At 40.2% G+C, this 24,199-nt stretch carries 20 protein-coding genes and 6 tRNA genes; 13 read left to right on the top strand and 13 right to left on the bottom strand.

Going from position 1 to position 24,199, the window contains the following annotated elements; genetic code table 11:
• Positions 1-23 precede the first annotated feature (23 nt).
• The 4 genes from hflK to BKG94_RS00750 all read left to right on the top strand — a co-directional run bounded on the left by hflK (position 24) and on the right by BKG94_RS00750 (position 2,438).
• Complete coding sequence (gene hflK, locus BKG94_RS00765; RefSeq protein ID WP_077433263.1) at positions 24-1,244, top strand: FtsH protease activity modulator HflK; 1,221 nt, start codon at positions 24-26, stop codon at positions 1,242-1,244.
• Complete coding sequence (gene hflC / locus BKG94_RS00760) at positions 1,244-2,131, top strand: protease modulator HflC (protein WP_077433261.1); 888 nt, start codon at positions 1,244-1,246, stop codon at positions 2,129-2,131. Before hflK ends, hflC begins: the two co-directional genes overlap by 1 nt.
• Positions 2,132-2,273: 142 nt before the next feature.
• A tRNA-Gly gene (locus BKG94_RS00755) sits at positions 2,274-2,349 on the top strand.
• Positions 2,350-2,351: 2 nt separating this feature from the next.
• Positions 2,352-2,438, top strand: a tRNA-Leu gene (locus tag BKG94_RS00750).
• A gap of 280 nt (positions 2,439-2,718) precedes the next feature.
• Here the strand turns inward: BKG94_RS00750 and BKG94_RS00745 are convergent.
• The 10 genes from BKG94_RS00745 to yiaK form a co-directional block, all read right to left on the bottom strand.
• The gene (locus BKG94_RS00745) at positions 2,719-4,167 is read right to left on the bottom strand and encodes an FGGY-family carbohydrate kinase (protein WP_077433259.1); all 1,449 of its coding nucleotides are present in this window, start codon (positions 4,165-4,167) and stop codon (positions 2,719-2,721) included.
• A 12-nt stretch (positions 4,168-4,179) separates the two neighbouring features.
• The gene (locus BKG94_RS00740) at positions 4,180-5,067 is read right to left on the bottom strand and encodes an SMP-30/gluconolactonase/LRE family protein (RefSeq protein WP_077433257.1); all 888 of its coding nucleotides are present in this window, start codon (positions 5,065-5,067) and stop codon (positions 4,180-4,182) included.
• A gap of 132 nt (positions 5,068-5,199) precedes the next feature.
• A complete protein-coding gene (locus BKG94_RS00735; protein ID WP_077433255.1) occupies positions 5,200-6,309 on the bottom strand; it encodes an ABC transporter substrate-binding protein in 1,110 nt (369 codons plus the stop codon).
• A gap of 17 nt (positions 6,310-6,326) precedes the next feature.
• The gene (locus BKG94_RS00730) at positions 6,327-7,373 is read right to left on the bottom strand and encodes an ABC transporter permease (RefSeq protein ID WP_077433253.1); all 1,047 of its coding nucleotides are present in this window, start codon (positions 7,371-7,373) and stop codon (positions 6,327-6,329) included.
• Between the two features lie 60 nt (positions 7,374-7,433).
• On the bottom strand, positions 7,434-8,942 hold the full coding sequence (locus BKG94_RS00725; RefSeq protein ID WP_077433251.1) for a sugar ABC transporter ATP-binding protein: 1,509 nt from the start codon (positions 8,940-8,942) through the stop codon (positions 7,434-7,436).
• A 169-nt stretch (positions 8,943-9,111) separates the two neighbouring features.
• On the bottom strand, positions 9,112-10,098 hold the full coding sequence (locus BKG94_RS00720; RefSeq protein WP_077433249.1) for a TRAP transporter substrate-binding protein: 987 nt from the start codon (positions 10,096-10,098) through the stop codon (positions 9,112-9,114).
• 72 nt (positions 10,099-10,170) lie between these two features.
• Positions 10,171-11,451 (bottom strand): TRAP transporter large permease subunit, encoded by a 1,281-nt coding sequence (locus tag BKG94_RS00715; protein WP_077433247.1) that lies wholly within the window; start codon positions 11,449-11,451, stop codon positions 10,171-10,173.
• Positions 11,448-11,930 carry a TRAP transporter small permease gene (locus tag BKG94_RS00710; RefSeq protein ID WP_077433245.1) on the bottom strand — a complete coding sequence of 161 codons (483 nt, stop codon included), beginning with the start codon at positions 11,928-11,930 and terminating at the stop codon, positions 11,448-11,450. Before BKG94_RS00710 ends, BKG94_RS00715 begins: the two co-directional genes overlap by 4 nt.
• 9 nt (positions 11,931-11,939) lie before the next feature.
• Positions 11,940-12,404 (bottom strand): NanQ anomerase/TabA/YiaL family protein, encoded by a 465-nt coding sequence (locus BKG94_RS00705; protein ID WP_077433243.1) that lies wholly within the window; start codon positions 12,402-12,404, stop codon positions 11,940-11,942.
• An 89-nt stretch (positions 12,405-12,493) separates the two neighbouring features.
• Positions 12,494-13,492 carry a 3-dehydro-L-gulonate 2-dehydrogenase gene (yiaK, locus tag BKG94_RS00700; protein ID WP_077433241.1) on the bottom strand — a complete coding sequence of 333 codons (999 nt, stop codon included), beginning with the start codon at positions 13,490-13,492 and terminating at the stop codon, positions 12,494-12,496.
• Positions 13,493-13,721: 229 nt separating this feature from the next.
• On the opposite strand from yiaK, the gene BKG94_RS00695 reads away from it, so the two are divergent.
• Positions 13,722-14,516, top strand: a complete 795-nt coding sequence (locus tag BKG94_RS00695; RefSeq protein ID WP_077433239.1) for an IclR family transcriptional regulator — start codon at positions 13,722-13,724, stop codon at positions 14,514-14,516.
• A gap of 130 nt (positions 14,517-14,646) precedes the next feature.
• The gene (locus BKG94_RS00690; protein ID WP_077433237.1) at positions 14,647-16,287 is read left to right on the top strand and encodes a phosphoethanolamine transferase; all 1,641 of its coding nucleotides are present in this window, start codon (positions 14,647-14,649) and stop codon (positions 16,285-16,287) included.
• Between the two features lie 105 nt (positions 16,288-16,392).
• Here the strand turns inward: BKG94_RS00690 and ycaO are convergent, their stop codons facing one another.
• Positions 16,393-18,156, bottom strand: a complete 1,764-nt coding sequence (gene ycaO / locus BKG94_RS00685; protein ID WP_077433235.1) for a 30S ribosomal protein S12 methylthiotransferase accessory factor YcaO — start codon at positions 18,154-18,156, stop codon at positions 16,393-16,395.
• 92 nt (positions 18,157-18,248) lie between these two features.
• Positions 18,249-18,977 carry a class I SAM-dependent methyltransferase gene (locus tag BKG94_RS00680; protein WP_077433233.1) on the bottom strand — a complete coding sequence of 243 codons (729 nt, stop codon included), beginning with the start codon at positions 18,975-18,977 and terminating at the stop codon, positions 18,249-18,251.
• A 20-nt stretch (positions 18,978-18,997) separates the two neighbouring features.
• Here BKG94_RS00680 and gloB point away from each other — a divergent pair, with 20 nt between their 5' ends.
• The 7 genes from gloB to BKG94_RS00645 all read left to right on the top strand — a co-directional run bounded on the left by gloB (position 18,998) and on the right by BKG94_RS00645 (position 22,378).
• The gene (gene gloB, locus BKG94_RS00675) at positions 18,998-19,699 is read left to right on the top strand and encodes a hydroxyacylglutathione hydrolase (RefSeq protein WP_077433231.1); all 702 of its coding nucleotides are present in this window, start codon (positions 18,998-19,000) and stop codon (positions 19,697-19,699) included.
• A 133-nt stretch (positions 19,700-19,832) separates the two neighbouring features.
• Positions 19,833-21,155, top strand: coding sequence for a glutamyl-tRNA reductase (gene hemA, locus BKG94_RS00670; protein WP_077433281.1), 1,323 nt, complete (start codon positions 19,833-19,835; stop codon positions 21,153-21,155).
• A gap of 4 nt (positions 21,156-21,159) precedes the next feature.
• On the top strand, positions 21,160-21,870 hold the full coding sequence (locus BKG94_RS00665; protein ID WP_244156992.1) for a phosphodiester glycosidase family protein: 711 nt from the start codon (positions 21,160-21,162) through the stop codon (positions 21,868-21,870).
• A gap of 120 nt (positions 21,871-21,990) precedes the next feature.
• Positions 21,991-22,067 (top strand) — tRNA-Met (locus BKG94_RS00660).
• Between the two features lies 1 nt (position 22,068).
• Positions 22,069-22,153 (top strand) — tRNA-Leu (locus tag BKG94_RS00655).
• 29 nt (positions 22,154-22,182) lie between these two features.
• A tRNA-Gln gene (locus tag BKG94_RS00650) sits at positions 22,183-22,257 on the top strand.
• A 46-nt stretch (positions 22,258-22,303) separates the two neighbouring features.
• A tRNA-Gln gene (locus tag BKG94_RS00645) sits at positions 22,304-22,378 on the top strand.
• A gap of 88 nt (positions 22,379-22,466) precedes the next feature.
• Here the strand turns inward: BKG94_RS00645 and prfC are convergent.
• Positions 22,467-24,047, bottom strand: a complete 1,581-nt coding sequence (gene prfC, locus BKG94_RS00640) for a peptide chain release factor 3 (protein WP_077433228.1) — start codon at positions 24,045-24,047, stop codon at positions 22,467-22,469.
• Between the last annotated feature and the right edge of the window lie 152 nt (positions 24,048-24,199).

Here is a 24,199-nt window from a genome sequence, read left to right as displayed (position 1 = left end):
TGACAAATGGAGAATCAAACGACATGTCGCAGAATTCAGGACAGGATCCTTGGGGCAAGCCGGGGCAGAGCAATGAGCAAAAGCCTGGAAACTCATCAAATAACGGATGGGATTCAAATCAAAACCGTGGAAATCAGGAACAATCTCCACCGGATATTGAGGAAATTTTTAATAATTTGCTGAAAAAACTCGGTGGCGGTAAAAAGGGCGGTCAAAATAATGGCAGTTCTAATAACAATAGGCCTTCAGCTCCAGTTAATTGGGGTAAAGCGTTACCAATTGCCGTTGCATTAGGGGCAATTGTTTGGGGCGCTAGCGGCTTCTACACTATTAAAGAGGCTGAGCGTGGAGTCGTTCTGCGTTTTGGAGAATTGCACTCTATTGTTCAACCTGGCTTAAACTGGAAACCGACTTTTGTGGATAAAGTCTTGCCGGTCAATGTAGAACAAGTAAAAGAGTTAAGAACTCAAGGGGCAATGCTCACCCAAGATGAGAACATGGTAAAAGTGGAAATGACCGTGCAATATCGTGTTCAAGATCCGGCGAAATATCGTTTTAGCGTGACAAATGCTGATGATAGCTTAAATCAGGCAACGGACAGCGCATTACGCTATGTAATCGGTCATATGACGATGAATGATATTCTTACAACCGGTCGAGCGGTAGTGCGTGAAAATACCTGGAAAGCCTTGAATGAAATCATCAAACCTTATGACATGGGGCTTGATGTTATTGACGTGAACTTCCAATCAGCACGTCCGCCGGAAGAAGTCAAAGACGCATTTGATGACGCGATTAAAGCACAAGAAGATGAACAACGCTTTATTCGTGAAGCGGAGGCCTATGCCCGTGAAAGAGAGCCGATTGCACGTGGTGATGCACAACGTATTTTGGAAGAAGCAACGGCTTATAAGGATCGTATCGTTCTAGATGCGAAAGGGGAAGTCGAGCGTCTGCAACGCTTATTGCCGGAATTTAAAGCGGCACCTAATTTATTGCGTGAGCGTTTATATATTCAAACTATGGAAAAAGTGATGGCTAATACACCGAAAATTATGTTGGATGGAAATAACGGTAATAATTTAACGGTATTACCTCTTGAACAAATTATGGGAAAGAGAAATGAATCAAAAGTACAAAGTGCGGTTGATTCTGCGCCGGTTTTAACTCAACCTGAAAATCAATCAAGTCATCCTAAAAACAATAATACTGCTGAACCGGTTCGCCAAGGGAGATTCAATTAATGCGTAAATTTTTATTACCCGTTATTTTAGTCATCGCTGCGGTGATTTATTCAAGTGTGATTGTTGTCGCCGAAGGTACGAGAGGCATTATGCTGCGTTTTAACAAAGTGCAGCGTGATGCGGATAATAAAGTCGTTGTTTATGAACCCGGCTTACATTTTAAAGTACCGCTTATTGATAGCATTAAGGTACTGGATGCACGTATCCGCACTTTAGATGGTTCTGCGACACGTTTTGTAACCGTAGAGAAAAAAGACTTACTGGTCGATTCCTATGTGAAATGGAAAATCAGTGATTTTGGTCGCTTTTATACTTCAACCGGCGGCGGAGATTACAGCCAAGCTGCGAGTTTATTGAGCCGCAAAGTGAACGACCGTCTGCGTTCTGAAATCGGTTCGCGTACCATTAAAGACATTGTTTCAGGTACTCGAGGCGAATTAATGGAGGGGGCGAAAAAAGCCTTGAATTCTGGACAAGACAGTACGGCTGAACTTGGAATCGAGGTGGTTGATGTGCGTGTAAAACAGATCAACTTACCGGACGAAGTTTCTTCTTCAATTTACCAACGTATGCGTGCAGAACGTGATGCAGTCGCACGGGAACATCGTTCACAAGGTAAGGAAAAAGCGGCTTTTATTCAAGCTGATGTAGATCGTAAAGTTACCCTGATTTTGGCAAATGCCAATAAAACGGCGCAAGAATTACGCGGTTCGGGTGATGCGGCGGCGGCAAAACTGTATTCCGATGCATTTTCACAAGAGCCACAATTCTTTAGTTTTGTGCGTAGCTTAAAAGCCTATGAAGAGAGCTTTTCAAATCCGGATAATATGATGATCTTGAAGCCGGACAGCGATTTCTTCCGTTTTATGCAAACGCCGAGTAAATAACTTGAAATAACATAAAAGTGCGGTCTATATAAGCCGCACTTTATTTTTGAATTTTTTTTAATCAATCAATCCGTTTTTTACCATTTCTATTTGACAGTATTTCATAAATCAGTAAAATACGCCCCGTTGTCTCAATGACAAAGCGGGAATAGCTCAGTTGGTAGAGCACGACCTTGCCAAGGTCGGGGTCGCGAGTTCGAGCCTCGTTTCCCGCTCCATTGCCCGAGTGGTGGAATCGGTAGACACAAGGGATTTAAAATCCCTCGCCTTTCGAGGCGTGCCAGTTCAAGTCTGGCTTCGGGCACCATTTAAATTATCCACAAAATCAATAAGATAGTCGCATTAAGCGGCTTTTTTTATACCTGAAATTTACAGACCACTTAAAAGATCGTGATTAGGAATAGTTGGATTGACCCATATATCTAATTCCTAAAATTGAAGATTTAACAGATTTATAAAATATCAATGATAGAAAGAAAAGCCTAACGGGGTTGTTAGGCTTTATAAATTTCTTTGTTTTCGCAGATAATATTTATCTGGTAAATACTTCGGACTTTTATCTATTCTTAAATGATTTGTCTTATAGACTACAACAACGTTTTTAATGCCTCAATCAAGCGGACATATTTAGCATATTTTTCCTGATATGATTGATAGTTATCGGGGTTGGGATAAATTTTCCGCATGTTGTCAGCCAGTTTAATTGGCGTTTCTTCCGCACTTTGCATTGCCATTAGTGCTGCACCTAAACAACCCGTTTCTTCCGTTGTGGGGATTTCTAACATCATTCCAGTTAAATCAGCCAGCATTTGTAACCATACATTGGACTTTGTCGGTCCACCGGTAATTCTGAGGACATTGACATCAGGAAAGCGCTGTAACATTCGGTTTAAATGATACATTGCACTGAATAGTACACCTTCATAGACGGCTTGCATCAGGTGCATTTGAGTATGGTGAGATTGTATGCCGTAGAATCCTGCTTGCATTCCGAGCCCGGCATTCGAACCGTACAGGAAAGGAACAAATAGTACGGAGCTTGAGGAGGGTGGCAATTGTTCAATACCTTTATTAATTTGATGATAATCTAAATTCCATTGCTTGATAAACCATTCTAGATTGCCGGCGGATGTTGGGCTGGCTTCATGGACTAAGAATTTCCCTTTTTCCGCATAGCGTCCGTAAACGAAAGGGATAGTTTGATTTGGGTCAATATGATCCGTCACACCGCTGACTACCGACCAAGTACCTAAAACCACATTAAGTTTTTTCTCATCATCCAATCCGGCACAAAGTGCGGTAGAAATTACATCAAATAATCCACCTACTACCGGTGTACCTTCCATTAAGCCTGATAATTGGGCAGCTTCATAAGTCACATAACCTGCCACTTGATCGGGGGCGATAATGGGTGGCATCTTCTCAAGAATACCGGACAATCCAAGGATTTCTGCGAGTTCATCTTCATATTTACCGCTTTCCATATTATACAAATTGGACTCGGAAATATTCGTTTCTTCGCAATGTAACTCACCGGTTAAACAAAAGCGAAGATAATCGTGCGACATCAATATTGAACCGATTTTGGCATAGCGTTCAGGCTCATTTTCTTTTATCCAACGTAAAATGGAAACAGGATGCCCTGTCCACAAAGTTTGCCGAGTGATCGGGTAGAGTTTTTCCGGTATCCCTTCTTGTTGCCATTGACGTACGATATTTAAAGAGCGTTGATCAGAAGATAGGATGGCTTTACCAAGCGGTTTTTTTTGTTTATCTAATAAAAATGCCCCTTTTCCTTGGGCGGAAATTCCGACACCTTTAATTTGCTCTGGGTTAACCTTGCTTTCTCTTATTGTTTGGCGTATGACTTCAGCACAAATCAGCCATAATTGTGTCATATCTCGTTCTGCGTAGCCTGCTTTTTCACTGATGACCTCAACATTTTTACGCATGCAAGCGGACATATTGCCCTGTTGATCGAATAATGCGGCTTTAATAAAGGTTCCCCCACAATCGATGCCAAGATAATAATTCATGCTGATTCCTTATTATTCAATAGTTAGTTTGTATAAGCTGTTGGTTGAGGTGATAAATAATGTTTTTTGATCATCCCCAAAAGTGCAGTTTGAAGTCGTTTTACCTACAATAAAGCGCCCTAAATATGTTCCATCCGATAATAAAACAAGAATTCCGTTTTCACAGCTGCAATATATGACTCCTTGTTTATCAATTTGTAAACCATCCGGAATACCCGGATTAATTTCTGCTACATTACGGCGGTTTTTCAAACGTTTTCCTTCCACATCAAAAACGACTAAATGATGCAATCCTTCTTTTTCAAATTCAACAGCGGACATATCGGCAACAAAGAGTTGTTTTTCATCCTGCGAGAATGCCAAACCATTTGGACGCATTACATTAAAAGTAGCAATATTGATTTCATCTGTTTTAGGATCGTAACAATAAACATAGCAACCGATAATTTCACTTGGCGATTTTTTTCCTTCTGCATCACTTAAAATACCGTATGGTGGATCGGTAAACCAAATTGTACCATCGGATTTTACGACAAGATCATTTGGGGAATTGAAACGTTTTCCTTCCAGCTTATCTACTAAAATTTGTACATTACCTTGTTTATCGGTTTTACTGATTGCTCGTCTGCCATGTTCGCAAGTAATCAGATTTCCTTCCATGTCAAGGGTATTACCGTTAGCGAAATAAGACGGTGAACGTAATACTTGTGTACCGTTTTGTTTTGTCCAACGATACAGGGTGTTACCTTTCACATCACTAAAAATGACCGCTTGTTGTTGGGGTAACCAAACCGGGCCTTCTGCCCAGACTGCATTAGAAAAAAGCTCATCCAGTTGGAATTTCGTGCCAACTAACGTGTAGAAACGTTCGTCATAAATTTCAGTTGTAAATATTGCCATATATATTGTTCCTAACGGTTTTTATCTGTAAAACAGAAGGGGAGGATATAGAAAAACACTACGATTTTTGACCGCACTTTATCCTCATCCCATTTTATTTAGGATTATCCCCTTCTATTGAACAACGTTTCTTTATTTCACACCCCAAATGGTTTTATAAGCTTCTTTATAACCGTTTTGTGGGTCATAAAGATTTTTATCACCACCGTCAAAAGCAACATTTTCTTGAATAACAAGGTGTGCCGGTGTGATATAACCAGATGGTTTTTCTTTAGAGAAGGCACGGTTTAATTCATCAACCAATTGCCAACCATGTAAATTAAGTGGTTCCGGAACAGTAGCGAACTGTTTATCGTTATTACGAATACGTTGATAAGCTGTCACGGAACCATCTCCGGCAGAAATGTTATATGGCATTTCCCCTTTATTGGCGGAACGTAATGAAGGTGACATAAAATCAAAATATAAGTCGTTGATCGCTAATGTATATTGCAAGTCATCACCATATTTTTGCAATAGACTGAATGTTAGGCTAGGCATACGGCTAGAGGTATCTGCTAATGGTGTATCGATAAATTCTAATACTTTACAGTCTCGACATTTTTCAATAACTTCTTTCATCACATTAGCTTTACGCAATGCGATTTCATATAACGAATCCGTCAGAATCACGACTTTTGCTTTTCCGTCAGATTTTGCGACTGCTTGTAGAGCGGAAAGTCTGGCGATTTCATCAGAGTCAGAGGTTACATTATAGAAAATATTGTATTTGTCATCAGGACCCGGTTGTGGAGAGGCGTGCCATGCCACTAAAGTAATGCCGTTTTTACTTGCTTTTTGTAGTGGAATTTTTGCTACGTTTGGATTCCAACCACCAATAACAATCGCATCCGGTTTTTTTGCAATGGCTTGATTTAATGCGGCTAATTGGTTATTTACTGTACCTGCCCCATCCAATACATCAAATTTCCAACCGGCAACGTTTGAGGCTTCTTTCATGCCGTCAATTACTCCTAAAACACCACCGTTTTTCATATCAGATGCGATAAAAATAATGCTTTTACCTTGTTGTAGTTGAGGACCTGTTGTCGGACCATCCCACTTTTCCTGTTTTGCGGTTGCTGCAGCGACTTGTTTTTTAGCATCTTCAACGAAGGGATCATTAGCTAATACATTGTTTGTGAAAGAAATTGCAGCAAGTGTAGCAACTGCAGTTAAGGTTTTACGAAAGAAATGTTTCATAGAGAGCTCCTATTGAGTTAGTTAGACACTTTCTTTTGGATGGATTTTTGGTTAAGCAAGCGTTTACGTTGTGCATAGCCTGCAATAGTGATGGATAACAAGAGTGTCGCACCATTAAATAATGGTTCAACCCAGAATGCGCCACCAAATTGCTGAATACCTGAAATACCAATTGCGAGTATTGCGATACCGACAACTGTTCCCCACACATTAATTCGGCCTGGGCGGATAGTCGTACTTCCTAGAAAAGCACCAACTAAGGCGGGTAACAAGTAGTCCATTCCCACACTCGCTTGACCGACTCCTTGTTGTGCGGAGATCAGTACGCCGGTAAATGCGGTGAGAACGCTGGATACAACGAAAGGTACAATCGTATATTTTTTGATATTAATTCCGTTGAGGCGTGCTGCTGTCGGATTTGCTCCTACCGCATACATACAGCGTCCGGTTGGTGTATGTTCGGTGATAAGCCACATAATAACGGCGACGATTAATACGTAGAAGGCTGAAATAGGAATTCCAAAAATTTCCGTGCTGTTTAGTGCAATAAAGCCGTCAGGTAGATCGCCGACAATTTGTCGCCCGCCTGAATGCCATAGTGCCACGGCATACAATACAGTACCAGAGCCGAGTGTTGCCACAAAACTGTCAATATCGGCTAAGGCGACCAAAATACCGTTCAACAAACCGTAGAGGGCGGCAATGGCTAACACGATCAAAATAGCCACAGGCCAAGAAAAACCGAATTGTACCTGTAAAGTGATGACCAAAATATGCCATAGCACGATGCCGAAACCCACGTTTAAGTCGATTTTCCCGACAATCATCGTTGTTGTTGCGGCTAATGCGAGTAAGGCAATTTTAGATTTACTTTCCAAAATAGCGTTTAAAGTGAGCATTGAAGCAAAAGAATCGGTAGTAAGTGAGAAAATAATCACTAACAGCACACAAAGCCAGAGTAATCCATAACGAGTTAGCATTTGTGTAAACCACGCCATAAAACCATCACGGGAAATGGATACCGGTTGTTCAAGTGCGGTCGATTTTATATTAGTTTGAGCCATACAGCCTCCAAAGAAAATATAAGGGGATTGAGCGGGAAAATTCTCACCCTGAATTTATTTTTATGCGGCTTTAGATTGGGAATCCGAAGCCAATGCAAGTAAATTAGCAAACGTAATCTGTTCGTTTTTTAATTCTCCGGCAATATCACCACGGTTAAATACGAGTGCCCGATTACATAAATGGGCAATTTCTTCAAAATCAGTGGAAATCACGATAATTGCAATGCCTTCACCAAGCGCTTTATTGAGTAAATCGTAAATTTCTGCACGGGCACCTACATCGACTCCGGCTGTTGGGTCTTCTAAAATTAGGATTGGCGTATTTAGATGCATCCAACGTGCCAATACAATTTTTTGTTGATTACCGCCGGATAATGCGCTGGCATCAATAAATAGGTTCTTCGGACGAATATCGAATAATTTGAACCAACTCTCACTTAACTCGTCTTTGCGTTTATACCATTCGAGTGGAGAGTGTCCGCTTAAAACCGGATTAATAAACAGATTTTCAGTCGTCGTTCTGTTCATAAAGACACTTTCATGAGTACGATCACCGGCAACCAGAGAGATACCTTTATAAATCGCATCTTGCGGAGAGCTTGCCAGATAAGGTTTATTGTCCAAATAAATCGAACCTTGATCTAAATTGCGTAATCCGAATAGCAAACGACCGATTTCTTCCTGACCGGCACCGCGTAATCCGGCTAATGCAATCATTTCACCTTTATGTAAATTAAAGGAGACCGGGCCGGTATCACCGACAACTACGTTATCTAATCGTAGAATTTCATCGGTGTTCTCTGGAAGCGGAATGCGTTGTTTACCACGACTTTCTTCACCAACAATAGCTTTTACCAAGCCTTTCACGTCATAGTCTTTTGTTGCGCCTTCTGCGACAGGAAAACCATCTCGCATTACTAAAATACGATCAGAGATGGCAATAACCTCGTCTAAACGGTGGGTTACATACACCATGCCCACACCTTGTTCCCGTAAACGGTTTAATACAACAAATAAATGTTCTACGTCGCTTGCCGGCAGGGAGGCGGTCGGTTCGTCTAAAATTAAAACTTCAGCATTGACTGCAATTGCTCGGGCAATGGCAAGCAGCGCTTTTTCTGTTCTGCTGAGATCAAAAACACGAGTATCAGCAGATAATTTAATGCCGACATAATTCAATGCCTGCTGCGCCTGTTTGTGAATTTTTGCCCAATCAATCAAACCGAAACGGCGTGGAAATCCCATAACAAATGCCATATTTTCTGCAATAGTCATCCACTCGATTAAGCCGAGATCCTGATGGATAAAAGCGATAGGCTGTTTATTAGAATTAGCAAGAGATTGTGCGGATTGAATTTTCTGATTATTGAATAAAATTTCACCTTCATCACAATTGTGGATACCGGCCAAAATTTTGATTAAGGTAGATTTTCCGGCACCATTTTCACCTAATAGAGCCACAATCTCCCCTTTATGAATATCAAGACTGACATCATTAACCGCAATGTTTCCACCAAAGCGCTTAACAATATGCTGCATACTTAATATCGGTTGTGTGTTTGAAGTCATATTTCCTCCATTTGAGGAATAAGTAACAAATATAAATCCAACTCGTACTTACTTATCGTGTAGAAAAGTGCGGTTGTTTTTTCAATCGTTTTAAAATTTAACGTCAGTGTGATGTCCAAACAGAAAACCACATCACACTGGAATTAATATTAAATTTTAGGATTCGGGATTATTGAGCCAATGCATCAATTTTATTGACTAAATCGTCACCATGTTTTTCAATGAAGGATTTACGAACATCTGCTTCAATTACCGCTTTGAATGGTGCATTATCCACATTATCAATCACTTCGATACCGGCTTTACGTAATTTTTCCACGATGTCTTTTTCGTTTTGTACATTCAGATCACGTTGATACTGTCCCGCTTCTTTAGCTGAATCCAAAATTGCTTGTTGCAATTCAGGCGATAAGCCGTCGAATTTAGCTTTGTTCATTACTACGATGAGCGGAGTATAGCCGTGGTTAGTTAAACTTAAGTATTTTTGTACTTCGTAAAGTTTCACTGACCAGAAAATACCGATTGGATGTTCTTGGGCATCGACGGCGCGAGTTTCAAGTGCGGTGTAAAGTTCTGATAATGGCATTGGTACAGGATTACCGCCTAACAAACTAAATGCTTGAATATACATTGGGTTTTGATTGGTACGTATTTTTAGCCCTTTAATATCTTCCGGTTTATTAACCGGGTGTTTGGAGTTGGAAAATGCACGGAAACCTACATCCCAAAAAGCCAGTCCTTTTAATCCTTGTGCTTCAAGATCTTTTAATAAGCCTTGACCGATTTCACCGTCCAGCACTTTATAAACGTGTTGGCGATCTTTAAAAATAAACGGGATATCAATGACGTTTAATTTTGGTTCTAAACCGGTAAAGTTTGGAGAACCGGACATTTCCAAATCAATTGTACCGCCACGTACAGCACCAATCATGGTTTGAGCATTGCCTAATGTACTATCCGGGAAAAGGCTGAGTTTAAGTTCACCTTTTGTTTTTTCTTTTAATAATTCATTGAATTTTTTAGCGGCGATATGTTGAGTGTCACTGCGTGGTGCTTCATAACCGAAACGTAGCGTCGTTGAGGCACTTGCGCTACCGGCAAATACAGCCATTCCCGCCGTCAATGCGACTAAGGTTTTTAGATTGAAAAATTTCATATTGTTTCTCCTATAGAAATTAAGCGTTTTTCAATGCTGCCATAAGTGGTTAATGACAGCGTTATTTTAATTTTATGCAGACATCCAATTGAGAGGCTCGATAATTAATGATGGAACAAAGATAAAAAGAAATAGTAATGCGATCATCATTAATAAATAAGGTAGAACCCCTTTGGCAGCCTGCTCGAAAGGCAATTTTGATACGCCGGTAATCACATTGAGTACGTTACCCACAGGTGGAGTGATCAGACCGATAGAAGTGTTCAGAATGAACAATACACCAAAATATATCGGATCAATTCCGGCTTCCTCAACTAACGGCATTAATACCGGCGTCAGAATTAACACAGTTGGCGTTAAATCCATCACCATACCGATAACAAATACAGCAATCATAATAACGATTAATAGCATGGTTGGATTGTCAATGAGTGGTTCTAACAATTCCGTCATAGCTTGAGGAAGTTCGGCAACCGTGATTAACCAACCGGTGACGTTTGCGGCGGCGACTAGGAACATGACGACTGCCGTTGTTTTCGCTGCAGCTAAAATGACAGGGTAGAGATCCTTAAGTTTTAACTCGCGATAGATGAACAATGACACGAATAGGGCATAGAATGCGGCTACTGCACCGGCTTCAGTTGGAGTAAACATACCGGAACGGAATCCGCCGATAATAATGACCGGTAACATCAGCGCCCAGATACTGTTTTTGAAAGAAATACAGAGTTCTTCTCGAGTTGCTTTAGAAAATGTCATTAAATCCAAGCGTTTTGCTTGCCACCACCACAGCGAAGCAAGGCATACCCCCATTAAAATACCGGGGAAAATACCGGCTAAGAACAATTTGGTGATAGATACGCCACTTGCGACGCCGAAGATAATAAATGGAATTGATGGAGGAATAATTGGCGCAATAATCCCCGCAGTACCGATTAAGCCTGCTGATTTATCTACCGGATATCCGGTAGTCTTCATCATTGGGAGCAACATTGCCGCAACTGCAGCGGTATCCGCGACTGCTGAGCCGGAAAGACTCGCCATGATCATTGCGGCAAGAATAGCAACAAACCCCAGTCCTCCACGTTTATGACCGACCAGTTTCATTGGTAAATCAATAATTCGTTTGGATAAACCGCCTCCATTCATAATTTCACCGGCAAGAATGAAGAATGGAATTGCCATTAGCGAAAAACTGTCTGCTCCACTAACGATTTGTTGGGCGAGAATTTGGGCATCAAATAAATCTAAATGCACCATTAGGGCGATACCGCATACCAACAAAGAGAATGCCACGGGAATACCGAGCATAATTGAACCCAGTAAAACAGAAAGGAAAATTACTACGGTCATTTTTCTTCTCCTTTAACTAAGAGGGTTAATGTGGAAATAAAACGAGTTAATATCAGAATTCCGAATAATACACCGGCAATCACACTGGCAAGATAGGTGATCCCTGTAGGAATACCAGAGATTGGTGCGATGTTATTGATGTTTAACTGAAACTGTACCCAGCTACCTTTTACAATTAAATAACTGCAGAAAAACATAATTGCATCAGTAAAAAGATGAAGAATCTTACGTTTTTTCTTGGATAAACGCTCTGTGAGCATGGTAACGCTAACGTGTTGATTTTCACTAAAAGCAAGAATTGCTCCTAAGAATGTTAGCCATACAAACAAATAGCGGGAAACTTCTTCGGTAATGTTAATGCTACTGTTAAAACCGTAGCGTAAAATTACGTTAAGAAAGACTAAGCAAGACATTATGCTGAGTATAGTTACTACTAACACTTCAAGTAGCTTGCCGGTATAAATCGCGAGAGATTTCATCATTCGCTCCTAAAGTTCACTAATGGCAATTTTTACGACGACTTTACGTATTTTTTCCGATTGACCATCCATAGAAGCGGGGCGATGAATATCTTCAGGAAAAAAGACGGCAAAATTGCCCGGACGCATGATCAGTTCTATTTCATTCTGCATATCGGTATAAAATAAAATATCACGCTCCGTATCATAATCTTTTGCAATCGGGTTATTACCTAAATCCGAAGCAACGCCAATTCGCTCTTTGCCGGAATGGAGATATTGCACATCAAGATATTGACGGTGAACTTCCGGTAAAATATCAGATTTGTCTTTTGTTTCTAAATCTAATACTTGCGCATAGATTAGATCACCTTTAATAGGATAACGTCCCACTTCCATACTATCGAAATTAGTCGAAGCCAAATAATCCAAGGCGGTTTGGATAGCCACTGGATATTCTTTCTTATTAACTTTAGATATATGCCCAAAAAACATAGATGCCTCGTTTATGAAACTCCGTAAAAATTGACCGCACTTTTATGCCTCGGTGCTGTCATCTCAAAGAGAGACAACACCGAATGTGGCTACAATGATTTTAATTTTGCCCAAACCGTATCATCTACCGGGATACCATTCGCTTTGTTATCAGCCAAGATAGTGGTGAATTCATGACCCGGTAAACGAACTTCGACATTTGGATCGGCACGCTCGGCAGTTTTCACATATTCCATGATACGCTGAAGTTTGGCATCTTTAGTCGTACCATCAATTAAGCGATCAACTTCAATTGCAATAAATACTTGAGAAACGCAGTATTCATCATCTTTATCTTCTGTTACTGCTGCGGTAGATTCACCATTAGAGAGTAATGTTGCAATCATATCCAATACGATAGACAAACCTGAGCCTTTCCAGAATCCCATTGGGAGTAGGCGGCGGTTTTTTTCTACCGTTGCCGGATCACGGGTTAAATTACCCTCATCATCAAAGCCTGCATCCACAAAAGTTTGACGACCTGCCAAACGATGAACTTCAAGCATACCGTATGAATACATGGAGCAAGACATATCTACCATAGTGATAGGGGTTGTTGGAATCGCAATAATTAGTGGGTTAGTACCGATGCGACACTCTTTCGCCCCCCAAGGTGGCATCACGGCTAACGCATTTGTCCAACAAATACCGATGTAACCTTTTTCTGCCGCTTGCCATCCGTAACTACCGCCACGCATCCAGTGATTGGCATTACGCAAAGCTACCACGCCAATACCATGCTGTTGGGCGATTTCCATTGCACGATCCATCATTTTTTTGGCGGTTAGATTGCCAATTGCTTGATGAGCATCCCATTGCTCAATAGCACCTAAAGAAAGCTCTTTGGTTGGTTCGGCTTCAGGCACGATATCTCCGTTTTCCAGCTGCTGAATAAAACGAGGAAAACGGTTTACCCCGTGTGAATATGCACCTGCTTGAGTCGTATCGGCAAATAAAGTAGCACAATCTTCGGCGATATCTTCACGCATATGACGTGAAAGCAAAATACGTTTAAATTCAGCTTTTAATTCATTGTAAGAAACTCTCATATATACCTCTTTATTTCATATAGTGGATTTACGTTTCATAATTTAAGATCTCAACACTATAATGTCAATAAATGCACAAAATAATAATTTCATTAAAATCATATAGTTATATATTATTTTTGGAATTTGTGATCTTGATCACAATGTCTGTAAATAGAGTTTCAATATATAAAACGATATTATTATAATGTTGACACTAATAAAAAATTTACTCGGAAGGATAGGTGATATGGCAAGCGAAAAGCCAAGTGGAAATCAGAGTTTAATTCGTGGATTGCGCATTCTTGATATTTTAAGCAATTTCCCCAACGGTTGCCCTTTAGCAAAACTGGCTGAGATAGCAGAGCTAAATAAAAGTACGGTACACCGCCTGTTGCAGGGATTGCAAAACGAGGGATATGTACAATCTGCCGGTTCGAATGGTAGCTATCGTTTAACGACCAAATGTTTGAGCCTTGGTCATAAGGTTCTTTCTTCATTAAATATCATACATATTGCAGCGCCACATTTAGAAAAATTGAATTTAACTCTCGGAGAAACCGTGAATTTTTCAAAGCGAGAGGGAGAAAGGGCGATTATGATTTATAAGTTAGAGCCAACAGTCGGTATGATTAGAACAAGGGCATATATTGGGCAACATCTCCAATTATACTGTTCTGCGATGGGGAAAATTTATCTTGCCTACGATAAAAACAGTGATTACTTAGACGAATACTGGGCATCTCATCAAAATGTTATTCATAAGCTTACCCATAATACTATAACGGAATTGGGAGAAATGCGTGAAGAATTAGAGGACATTCGTAGAAAGCGCTATGCAATGGATAAAGAAGAAAATGAGTTGGGCGTAGTATGTCTTGCCTGTCCGATATTTGATTTCTGCGGTAATGTAGATTACTCAGTTTCTGTTTCAATGTCGGTTTATAAATTACAGCAACTAGGCATTCAATTTTTTATTAAAGAAATCGCTCAAACGGCCCATGATATTTCCCTTGAACTGGGTTGTTTTTCCTCCGATAGCTAATTAAAGAAATATTTATAATTTCGCATAAAAATTACATTAAAATCGACCGCACTTTAAATGCTTAAAATTGTCTGAGGGTTCGCTCTGTATTATTTACTCAGATCTATACTTAATTTAACAAGGTTTTTTTATGCGATTTTCACAATATTTTTTTAGAAAGTTTTCTCTTTCATCAACGGCACTTATTGTTTTAGTTTCACTTTATTTTACACTGGTTTTAAATTATCAATTTTATAAAACGATATTAAAAATCCATCCTTTTACAGGCAATTCTGAAGACTATTTTTTATTTACAGTACCACTTTTTGTTTTTTTCACACTCAATGCGGCATTTCAGATCATTAGTTTACCAATTCTACATAAAGTGGTTATTCCATTATTTTTAGTCATTAGCGCAGCAATTAGTTATCAGGAAATTTTCTTTGGTATTTATTTTGATAGTAACCAGCTGAATAATGTAATTCAAACGAATTTTGCCGAAAGTTCTCGAATGATCACGCCAGCTTATTTATTATGGATTTTTGCCTTAGGAATTATTCCGGCTTGGTTATATATTCGTACACAAGTGAATTATCGTCGTTGGTATAAGGAAATTTTAGTTCGTTTAGGAATGATTGTACTTTCCAGCGTAGTTATCGTCATTATTGGGAAATTTTATTATAAGGACTATGCATCGTTCTCGCGCAATAATAAAGAAATTGTACATTTGATTGTGCCGTCGAATTTTATCGGTTCAACGATACAATTAGTAAAGAAAAATTATCGAGCGAATTTACCGTTTACGGAAATCGGTATGGAGACATCTGTTGAAAAACCGGATACATATCGTCATGTAACGATCTTAGTGGTAGGAGAAACTACACGAGCACAAAATTGGGGATTAAATGGTTATGCCCGTCAAACTACACCAAAATTGGCAGCTCGTGATGATATTATCAATTTTAAAAACGTCTCAAGTTGTGGTACAGCAACGGCAATTTCCGTACCCTGTATGTTTTCTCGTTATCCTCGTTCTGATTACAATGCGACTAAGGCGGCAAATGAAGATAATTTACTCGATATTTTACAACGTGCCGGTGTTGATGTTTTATGGCGTGATAACGACATGGGCTGCAAAGGCGTATGTGAACGTGTTCCTACACAAAATCTGACGGAATTAAATTTGGCTGACTATTGCAAAAATGGCGAATGTTTAGACGAAATTTTATTAAAAGATTTAGATAAAGAACTGAATAAATCGGACAAAGACACAGTAATCGTATTACATACGATAGGCAGCCATGGACCGACTTATAACGAACGCTATTCCAAAGCTTTTGAAAAATTTACCCCGACTTGTGAAACCAACGAAATTCAAAAATGTTCAAATGAACAATTAGTGAATACTTATGATAATGGCATTCTCTATATTGATAATTTTTTGAATGAGGTAATTAAACTTTTAGAGCAAAAAACAAATTGGGAAAGTATTATGTTTTATGTTTCTGATCACGGAGAAAGTTTAGGTGAAGATGGTATTTATTTACACGCTGCACCTTATGCTATTGCACCGGAATATCAAACCAGAGTTCCTATGGTAATGTGGTTTTCACCGGCATGGGCAAAAAATGAAGGCTTTGATTTAAACTGTTTACGTAAAAATGCTGAAACCCAAGAATATTCTCACGATAATTATTTTCACACGATTTTTTCAATGTTAGATATAAAAAACGATTTAAGTGTTTACGATAAAAAACTTGATATTTTGGCTCAGTGTAAAATTCAAAAATAAATATATCCATTCGGTATTTAAGCATAATCAAAATAGGCGGAATAACTCCGCCTATTTTTCTGCCAAATTAACGCCCAATTTCTTTATTAATGAGCTAATGGTTTATTATTTCCAATTTTCACCTTTGGCTTTTTGTAGTTTCGCATAAGCGTTTAACAGGGCTTGATGTTCTTTGAAATTTTTCAATTGTTCATCGCTTGCCGGTAGGTTATAGAAAGGATTACCTTTTTCTGCAGTCGCCGCCCAAGCCTGTTTCACGGCATCTTTACCGTACATTTTTTCGAATACGGTGCGATATTGCATCGGATCACGGTTTTTATCTAAATGAAGTTCGATAATGCTGATCAACGCACGGTAATAATTGGCACGTTCCGCCGTGAAAACGGAAGCGTTCATATTCAGTGTCCAGTTTGCCCAATCTAATGCTTGCTCCAACTCGCCTAAAGCCAAGTGTAGCATCGATTTTAACTCACCGATTCGTAATGTTGTCCAACCGCTGGTTTTAGGCGCAACAATGCCGATAAATTCACGTACACGGATGGCATCGTCAATATTTTGGTTATCCAATTCTTCCAATAATTCTTGGTAAGTCGCCGAATCATGATGCCAATTCGGTAAATCAAGCAGAATTTCACGCCAATCCATTCCCATATTGTTATTGGCGTAGATTAAATCATCTACCGGATAAATATCCGACATACCCGGTACGATAATGCGGCAGGCATACACATCTAAATGGCTATAATCCATAATATAGACTTCTTTATTTTCCGCACGGAAAATCGCCATTAAATTTTCATATTCTTCTTGGGTTGTGCCGGAAAAATCCCAATCGACAAATTCATAGTCAGGCGTTTGTTTGAATAAATCCCATGAAATCAAACCGCTGGAATCAATAAAATGGGTTTCTAAATTGGCATGATCGGCAACATCTTCATTGTTGAAAGAAGGTGGAGCGAATACATCCAAATCTTTCAAACTACGACCTTGCAGCAGTTCCGTCACCGTACGTTCTAATGCCACTTGGAAATTAGGGTGTGCGCCAAAAGAGGCAAAGCATGTGCCATTATTCGGATTCAGCAAGACGACACAAATAACCGGATACTTCCCACCTAAAGAGGCATCAAAGGCATAAATCGGGAAACCTTCTTCCTCTAATTTAGCGATAGAGGCTTGGATAGAAGGATAGCGATCCATCACCTCTTTTGGAATTTCCGGCAAGCTAATGGCTTCCGCAATGATTTTATTTTTGACATAGCGCTCAAAAACTTCTGATAAGCCTTGCACGCGGGCTTCAAATTTGGTGTTGCCCGCCGACATTCCGTTTGATACATAAAGATTAGCGATAATGCTTTGCGGAATATAGACGGTTTGTTCATCGGACTGGCGAACATAAGGCATTGCCACAATGCCACGATCATAATTGCCTGATTGTAAATCTACTAACAATTCCGGCGTGAGTTCGCCTTCCGGATCAAAATAGTTAAGCAAATGATCGTCTAAAATCCCCTCCGGTAAGGTGCTTTCATCTTCAATGGAAAACCACTTTTCACTTGGATAATGAACGAAATCACCGTTCGCAATTTCTTGTCCTAAATAAAAATCCGCAAAGAAATAGTTGGTGGAAAGACGCTCAAAATATTCACCCAATGCGGAGGCTAGTGCGGCTTTTTTGCTTGCACCTTTGCCGTTAGAGAAACATTGTGGACAATCTTTATCACGAATATGTACCGACCACACATTCGGTACGGGGTTTAGCCAAGAGGCTTCTTCAATGTTAAAACCAAGTGCGGTCAATTTTTGCTGAAATTTGGCAATACTGTCTTCAAGTGCTGCGTCTTTGCCGGGAATAAAGGTTTGTTCAATCATTTTTGTTCCTAAATCAAGATAAAAGTGCGGTGAATAATAGGGGAGTTTTGCGAAGGGAGCAAGGATTGATTTTCACTTTGTGGGGGAATTTTTTATTTACTATCGGGCGAAATTCGATAAGGAGAAATATCTTCTTGAAAGGCCTCGGACGGTTGCAAAAATGTGGGAATTTTTGACCGCACTTTTTCCGTATTCAGCGTGAGCGGGTAAGTTCGTTTTTGTGCCACAATCAGGGTTAAAGGTGAAAACAGCGTGCCGTGTTGATGTTTTATGGAAAGATTTTTTCGTTCCATAATTTCAAAGTGAAGTAATTCCAACCAATCAATAATGCGCCAAGTCGGATATTGACGGAAGGGGTAATTGCCGAGCTTTTGTTGGAAAATCAGCGGACTGAGGGGATTAAACAAAGAGAGAAATAACCAACCATCGTCAGCCAGTACACGATGGGTTTCCCGTAAAATTTGATGGGGGTCTTGGGAAAAATTGAGTGTATTTGCCAGAAAACAGGCGTTGATTTCTTGTTGAATCAGGGGTAATTCGGTGGGGACTGCTTGAATTAAGCTTTTGTTTGGCGATAAAAGTGCGGTTAAATTTTGAGAAATTTTTTCACTGATAAGAATTTGGTGATGTATCGGTATTTCAGTGGGGATTTCTGCACTTAATGCCCCAATTTTAGCGATTTGATAGCCCCAAATTTTTGATACCCAAGGAGTCAATGCATGCTTTAATGCGTTACAATAGGCTTCACCTTGTGGCAGCTGTTGCCAACTTGTCGGTGATATAAAGGGACGTTTTGCTTTTGCCTGCCAATTGATGATCATAAATAAATTAGTGAGGAATTATGTTAATTGCGCTGCCAGCGTTGAATGACAATTATATTTGGCTTTATCAACGTGAAAATTTACCGATTATTATTGTCGATCTACCGGAAACGGACAAGCTCTTTTCGTGGATTGAACAACATCCTTTTCCGATTGAAGCGGTTTTATTGACCCATGAGCATGATGATCACACTCAAGGTGTGGCGAATTTCAAACAGCGTTATCCGAACGTACCGATTTATGGTTCGCAAGAATGTGCGAAAAAAGGGGCAACAGAGATCATCAATGAAGGGGAAATTATCACGCCGAATTATCGTATTCAAGTTATCCCAACTGGCGGACATACGGCACAGCATGTGAGTTTTGTGGTGGACAATCACCTGTTTTGCGGTGATGCGTTATTTTCTGCCGGTTGTGGGCGTGTTTTTACCGGTAATTACGCCCAAATGTTTGAGGGCTTGTCACGCCTGAAAGCATTACCTGCTGAAACCGTTGTTTGTCCGGCTCATGAATATACGTTGAGTAATTTAGCTTTTGCAGAAACGGTGATCGCAGATAAAAGTGCGGTCAAAAATTACCGCACTTTGGTGGAAAAACTTCGTTCGGAAGGAAAGCCGAGTCTGCCCACAACCTTGGAATTGGAAAAATCCATTAATCCTTTTTTGCAGGCGACAACGTTAGAAGATTTCACTATTTTACGAAAAGCAAAAGATATCTTCTAACTCTTTTGTGTTATTCTTGATGGTTTGTTGTTTGTGGATTTGCTCAATGTTGCACAATTCATTAGAATAGCGCATTAATTTTGTATTGAGTATTGTGCCGTATCTTGAAAATACGGTGATTTCTAAATGTATTATGACCCTTCTTGTTCTTGGCATTAATCATAAAACCGCTTCAGTTTCGGTGCGTGAGAAAGTTGCTTTTTCCGATGAAAAGCGACATCTTGCCTTACAACAAATTCAGCAACAAAATCTTGCCGAAGGGGCCGTGATTCTTTCAACCTGTAATCGCACGGAAGTCTATTTGCACCATCGACAAATTTCACCGCAAGAATGTGATAAATGGCAGCAAAATGTAGAAAATTGGTTTGCAGATATTCATCAACTTTCTTTGGCGGAACTTTCCTCAAGTATTTATACCCATCAAAACCTACACGCTGCTAATCACCTTATGCGGGTGGCTTGTGGCTTGGATTCGTTAATCTTAGGCGAACCGCAAATTTTGGGGCAGGTTAAACAGGCTTTTCAAATTACGGAAGCCTATTATCAACAATCGAAAGTGGCGCTCTCAAGTGAATTTTCCCGCTTGTTTCAAAAAACCTTTTCTACCGCGAAGCGTGTGCGCACAGAAACCAATATCGGTGAGAGTGCCGTATCGGTGGCGTATGCCGCTTGTAGTTTGGCCCGTCAAATTTTTGAATCCTTGCATGGCGTAAATATTTTATTAGTCGGGGCAGGGGAAACCATTGAATTGGTGAGCCGCCATTTGTTACGCCATGGCGTGAGAAGATTAATGATCGCAAACCGTACTGTGGCAAAAGCGGAGTTACTCGTCGAAAAATTGGCAAGCAATACTTCTATTGAAGTTTTTTCCCTTGATCAATTACAAGATGCGCTGAATCAAGCGGATATTGTGATTAGTTCAACAGGGAGTCCGAATGTGCTCATTGATCAAGAAATGGTGAGTCTTGCTCAGAAAGAACGGCACTATTCTCCGATGTTGCTAGTCGATATTGCGGTTCCACGTGATATTGATGAGACGGTCGCTAAATTGGATAGTGTTTACCATTATACGGTTGATGATTTACAGGATATCATTCAGCGTAACTTGAACCAGCGGGAGCAAGCCTCAAAACAGGCGGAAGGGATTATTGCGCAAGAATGCGAAGATTTCTTTGAATGGTTGAAAGTGCGTCAATTTTCCAATCTGATTAAGCATTATCGTGAAGATGCGGAGCAGATGCGCCAAGATTTATTGGAAAAAGCCTTACAACATTTGCAACAGGGCGATAATGCGGAAGCCGTGTTGCAGGAATTAAGTTATAAATTAATGAATAAACTGATTCACGCACCTACGCAAACCATGCAATCTATGATGAAAGCAGGCAATGCGGAGGGGTTACATTTATTTTCTAATACGCTTAATCTTTCACATCCTCTTGATGAAAAAAAGAATTAAATTTTTGACCGCACTTTGTGGCTTTCTCGCATTGTCTACGATGGCGGAATATCGAACTTTTACCGATGCAAATATTACCTATGGTATTTTTCACGCCAAACCGGAAGAAGTGCGTCTGCATTGGCGGGATAGCGAAGGTCAAAACTACCATTCTCTTACTAATCTAAAGCGTGTCTTACAAAAAGATTACCAAATCAAAATGCTCATGAATGCCGGTATTTATAGCAAAAATAATACGCCGGCAGGGTTATGGATTGAAAATGGTCAAGAATTAAACCCGTTGAATAATAAACGGGGAAAGGGGAATTTTCATGTTCAGCCTAATGGTGTATTTGCTTTAGTGGGTAAGACGCCTTACATTCTGACGACGAATGCCTATCAAAAAAAGCGATTAAAACCGACATTTGCTATGCAATCCGGACCTATGTTGCTCATTGAGGGGAAGATAAATCGTCAATTTAGAGCCGGTTTGGAAAGTTATCATAAACGTAATGCAGTATGCTTGGATAAGCAAAACCGACTGTTTTTTATTTTAACGACATCAGGAAAACCGAATCTTTATACATTCAGTCAGGGATTACAAAAAATAGGCTGTTACCACGCCTTGTACTTAGACGGGACGATTTCTAATTGGTATATCCCAAATATATTTAACAGTTTTCATTGGCATCATTTTGTCGGAATGATTTCTGTGACCGAAACGGATAAAAAATAACAAAAGCGTTTTTTTTATAATCAACTGAACCTAAAAATCGGGATTTTTACAAAAAATGATTGACGAGGTAGAGGCAAATCAGCATAATACGCTCCGCAAAGCCGATATGGTTAGCAAGATGGCTACATAGCTCAGTTGGTTAGAGCACAACACTCATAATGTTGGGGTCGCAAGTTCGAATCTCGCTGTAGCCACCATGCGGGACTGGCGAAATTGGTAGACGCACCAGATTTAGGTTCTGGCGCCGAGAGGTGTGTGGGTTCAAGTCCCTCGTCCCGCACCATTTATCGCTTTGTAAGTCAAAATAGTAGTTGGGGTATCGCCAAGCGGTAAGGCACCGGGTTTTGATCTCGGCATCCCTAGGTTCGAATCCTAGTACCCCAGCCATACTATCCTAAATTTTCTATATTCTTCGCAAAAAGAATCTCTCTGTTGGGGTATCGCCAAGCGGTAAGGCACCGGGTTTTGATCTCGGCATCCCTAGGTTCGAATCCTAGTACCCCAGCCATCTTTATTTTGAATATTTCACTTTAAATTCAGTTTTTTAGTTCAATGGAAATAAAAATGCGATCAAAGTCGACCGCACTTTTGTTTTTTTAATGTTCACGAGTCTTGAAGAATTCCACATCAGGATAACGTTCTTGGGCTAAATTCAAATTCACCATGGTTGGGGCGATATAAGTGAGATTATCACCGCCGTCTAGGGCTAAATTTTGCTCGTTTTTACGTTTAAATTCTTCAAATTTTTTGGCATCGTTACATTCTACCCAACGGGCTGTGGCAACGTTCACATTTTCGTAAATGGCTTCTACGTTGTATTCCGTTTTCAGACGGGAAACTACCACATCAAACTGCAATACCCCCACTGCGCCTACGATTAAATCATTATTGATTAGTGGACGGAATACTTGCACCGCACCTTCTTCGGAAAGTTGAACTAAACCTTTTAGCAACTGCTTTTGTTTGAGGGGATCTTTCAAACGAATCCGGCGGAATAATTCAGGGGCGAAATTTGGAATACCCGTGAATTTTAAATTTTCACCTTGCGTAAAGGTATCGCCAATTTGGATCGTACCGTGGTTATGTAAGCCGATAATATCGCCGGCATAGGCTTCTTCTGCGTGCGAGCGATCCCCTGCCATAAAGGTTAAGGCATCAGAAATTACCACATCTTTACCGATACGAACGTGCTTCAGTTTCATGCCTTTTTCATATTTACCGGAAACCACGCGCATAAAGGCGACACGGTCGCGGTGTTTTGGATCCATATTAGCTTGGATTTTGAACACAAAACCGCTAAATTTTTCTTCTGAACTTTCTACCGTACGGGTGTCTGCTTGACGAGCTTGTGGTTTTGGAGCCCATTCCGTTAAACCGTCAAGGAAGTGATCCACGCCGAAATTACCCAGTGCAGTTCCAAAAAATACAGGGGTTAATTCACCTTTGATAAAGGCATCATATTCAAATTCATTGCTTGCCCCTAGCACTAATTCTAACTCATCACGCAACTGTTGGGCTAAATCATCGCCGACAGCCGCATCTAGATCCGGATTATTCAGTCCTTTTACAATACGGATTTCTTGAATGGTTGAACCTTGTCCGGATTGATATAAATAGGTTTCGTCTTTGGTGAGGTGATAGACGCCTTTAAATAATTTACCGCAGCCGATAGGCCAAGTGATTGGTGCACAACGAATTTGCAGCACGTTTTCCACTTCGTCCAGTAATTCCATTGGGTCACGAATATCACGGTCAAGTTTATTCATAAACGTGATAATCGGCGTATCACGCAGGCGGGTGACTTCCATTAATTTAATCGTACGTTCCTCAACCCCTTTTGCGGAGTCAATCACCATAAGGCAACTGTCCACTGCGGTTAAAGTGCGGTAAGTATCTTCGGAGAAATCTTCATGTCCCGGCGTATCAAGTAAATTCACCAAGCAGTCATTATAGGGAAATTGCATTACGGAGGTGGTAATCGAAATTCCACGTTGCTTTTCCATTTCCATCCAGTCGGATTTTGCGTGTGCCGCCGCGCCTTTACCCTTTACCGAACCGGCAGTTTGAATAGCATTACCGTATAAAAGCACTTTTTCGGTAATCGTGGTTTTACCCGCATCGGGGTGGGAAATAATCGCAAATGTTCTGCGTTTATTCACTTCTTGAGGATAAGTCATGATCTTCTCTTGTTCGTTAAAAAATGTCCGTTATTCTCTCTGATTTTGGCATTTTGCTCAAATTAAATTAATAAATTCATCGAATTTCATTATTTTTTCAAAAATAGCAAACGTTTGCTTAAAAAGTGCGGTACAATACGCACCGATTTTTA

The organism is Rodentibacter ratti, from assembly GCF_002000485.1.
GTDB lineage: Bacteria > Pseudomonadota > Gammaproteobacteria > Enterobacterales > Pasteurellaceae > Rodentibacter > Rodentibacter ratti.
Note: the sequence above shows the minus strand (reverse complement) of the source record. Positions and strands in the feature narration are given on the sequence as shown.